This window comes from Nocardia sp. NPDC060220, assembly GCF_042727815.1.
GTDB lineage: Bacteria > Actinomycetota > Actinomycetes > Mycobacteriales > Mycobacteriaceae > Nocardia.
The window spans coordinates 1-3168 of the sequence record NZ_JBHWZY010000796.1; the positions used below are offsets into that span (position 1 = coordinate 1).

The 3168-nt window shown below is 67.0% G+C and carries 2 protein-coding genes; both read right to left on the bottom strand.

Features of this window, described 5'->3' with window-relative positions; genetic code table 11:
- Window positions 1-1456 (bottom strand): potassium-transporting ATPase subunit KdpB (kdpB, locus tag ACFWF3_RS29790; RefSeq protein ID WP_379316952.1); only part of this gene is annotated, 1456 nt, incomplete at its 3' end.
- A gap of 1 nt (window position 1457) precedes the next feature.
- Window positions 1458-3128, bottom strand: a complete 1671-nt coding sequence (gene kdpA, locus ACFWF3_RS29795) for a potassium-transporting ATPase subunit KdpA (RefSeq protein ID WP_379316954.1) — start codon at window positions 3126-3128, stop codon at window positions 1458-1460.
- Window positions 3129-3168 lie beyond the last annotated feature (40 nt).

The following is a 3168-nucleotide window of genomic DNA, read 5'->3' on the forward strand; positions in this document are numbered from 1 at the left end:
GTTCCCGCATGCCCTGCTTGACGACATCTTTGAGATGGATGACGCCGAGCAGACGCGGTGTTGCGTCGCGGACTTCACCGACCATCAGCGGGGTGCCGCCGGAGGCGGAGATGCCGTCGACGATCGCCGAAGCCTCGGCCGGGATCGAACCACCTTGGGCGCGAACCCATTCGGTGACCGCACCCGCTGCCCCCTTGCGCAGCTGGTGCCCGTCGGCCAGGTCGACCCCCGACATGCGGGTCTGCGCGGTGAACTCGACCCAGGTGGCCCCGGGCAGTTCACCCGCGCTGCGCTCGCGCTTGTTGAACACCTCCTTGGCGAACACGACGATCGAGCGCCCCTCCGGCGTCTCGTCGGCGAGGCTGGACAGCTGTGCCGCGTCGGCCAGGTCGTCGTCGAGAACGCCGGGTACCGGGATGAACGCGGCTGCCTGGCGGTTGCCGAGGGTGATCGTTCCGGTTTTGTCCAGCAGCAGTGTGTTCACATCCCCCGCGGCTTCCACCGCACGACCGGACATGGCCAGCACATTGCGCTGCACGAGGCGGTCCATGCCCGCGATGCCGATGGCCGAGAGCAGCGCGCCGATGGTGGTGGGGATCAGGCAGACCAGCAGCGAGACCATCACGATGCCGGTGATGCCGTGCGCGTCCAGCGCCGAGGTGTCCGGCACGCCGGGGTTGTTCGACTTGGCGAAGACTGCCAGCGGCTGCAGGGTGGTCACCGCGAACACGAAGATGATCGTGAGCGCGGCCAGCAGGATGTTGAGCGCGATCTCGTTCGGTGTCTTCTGCCTGCTCGCACCCTCGACGAGGGCGATCATCTTGTCGATGAAGCTGGCGCCGGGCTCCTGGGTGATCCGCACGACGATCCGGTCCGAGAGCACCGTGGTGCCGCCGGTGACGGCCGAGCGGTCGCCGCCGGATTCCCGGATCACGGGCGCGGATTCACCGGTGATGGCCGATTCGTCCACCGAGGCGATGCCTTCGACGACGTCACCGTCGCCGGGGATGATCTGGCCCGCTTCGACGACGACGTAGTCGCCGCGTCGCAGTTCGGGAGCCGCGAGGCGTTCCTCGACGATGCGCCCACCCGGTGTCCAGTCGGCCAGGCGGCGGGCGATGGTGTCGGTCTTGGCTTTGCGCAGCGAGTCGGCCTGCGCCTTGCCGCGCCCCTCCGCGACGGCTTCGGCCTGGTTCGCGAAAACGACGGTGAGCCAGAGCCAGACGACGATCGCCCAGGCGAAGAAGCTCGGGTCGGCGATGGCGAGGATGGTCGACCATACGGCGCCGATCTCGACGATCAGCATCACCGGGTTCTTCCACAGCGTGCGCGGATCGAGTTTGCGCACGGCGTCGGGGAGGGAGGTGAGCAGCAACTTCGGGTCGAGGACGCCGCGTTGTACGCCCTTGACGCGGTGTTCGGGCCGCGGTGCGGATTCTAGTGTGGGAGTGGTCATTTCAGTGGATTCCTTCGGCGAGCGGCCCGAGCGCGAGAGCGGGCAGGAAGGTGAGCGCGACCAGGATCACCGTCACGCCGACGACCATGCCGACGAACTGCGGCCGGTGCGTCGGCAGCGTGCCGATCGACGCGGGGGTGGTGCCCTGCTGGGCCAGCGAACCCGCGAGTGCCAGCACGATGATGATCGGCAGGAATCGGCCGAACAGCATCGCGAGGCCGAGTGCGGTGTTGTACCACTCGGTGTTGCCGGTGAGACCGGCGAAGGCGGAACCGTTGTTGTTGGCCGCGGAGGTGAAGGCGTACAACACCTCCGACATGCCGTGTGGCCCGCCGTTGAGCATGCTCGCTCGTTGTCCCGGCAAGGCCATGGCCACCGCCGTGCCGACCAGGACGATCAGCGGACTCACCAGGAAATACGTTGCCGCCAGCTTGATTTCGCGCGGGGTGATCTTCTTGCCCAGGTATTCCGGGGTACGTCCGACCATCAGGCCCGCGACGAACACCGTGATCACGGCGAGGATCAACATGCCGTACAGACCGGAGCCGACACCGCCGGGCGCCACCTCGCCGAGCTGCATGTTGAACATCGTCATCATGCCGCCGAGGCTGGTGTAGGAATCGTGGAACGAGTTCACCGCACCGGTCGAGGTGAGCGTGGTCGCGCCGGCGAAAGTGGCCGAATCGGCGACGCCGAAACGGGTTTCCACGCCTTCCATCGACGCGCCGATCGCGGTCGGCACCGTGCCGTGGTGCTGGAGCTGGAACAGGTTGGTCAGCGAGATGCTGGCCAGGGCGATCGTGCCCATCACCGCCACGATCGCGTAGCCCTGCTTGGTGGAACCGACCATCCGGCCGAAGGTGCGCGGCAGTGAGAACGCGATCACCATCAGCAGGAAGATCTCGAGGAAGTTCGTCCAGGTGCTCGGGTTCTCGAACGGGTGCGCGGAGTTCGCGTTGTAGAAGCCGCCGCCGTTGGTGCCGAGTTCCTTGATGACTTCCTGGCTGGCCACCGGACCGCCGGTGATCGTCTGTTCGGCGCCGCCGATGGTCTGCGCGACCTGATCGTGGAGGTGGAAGTTCTGGATGACGCCGCCCGCGACCAGCACGATCGCGAAGACGAACGCCAGCGGAAGCAGAATGCGCAGGGTGCCGCGCACCAGGTCGACCCAGAAGTTGCCGAGGTCGCCGGTGTGGCGACGGGCGAAGCCACGCACCAGCGCCACCGCCACCGCCATGCCGACAGCCGCGGAGACGAAGTTCTGCACCGCGAGACCGGCCATCTGCACCAGGTGACCCTGGGTGGACTCACCGGAATAGTTCTGCCAGTTGGTGTTGGTGACGAAGCTGACCGCGGTGTTCCACGCGAGCGCGGGGGTCATCTCGGTGCCGGGATCGTCGAGGTGCAGCGGCAGCGCGCCCTGCACCAGCTGGAAGAAGAACAGGAACAGCACGCTGACCGCCGAGAACGCCAGCACGCTGCGGGCATAGACGGGCCACGTCTGCTCGACCTCGGGCTTCGCGCCGATGGCGCGGAAGATCAGCCGCTCGACGCGGGAGTACTTGTCGCTGCTGTAGACCCGGTACATGTAGTCGCCCAGCGGCACATGGACCAGGGCGAGCGCGAGAACCAGGGCCGCCACGAAGACGATCCCCGCAGTAGTCGTGTTCACCTAGAACCTCTCGGGGAAGAGCAGCGCCGCGACCATGAAG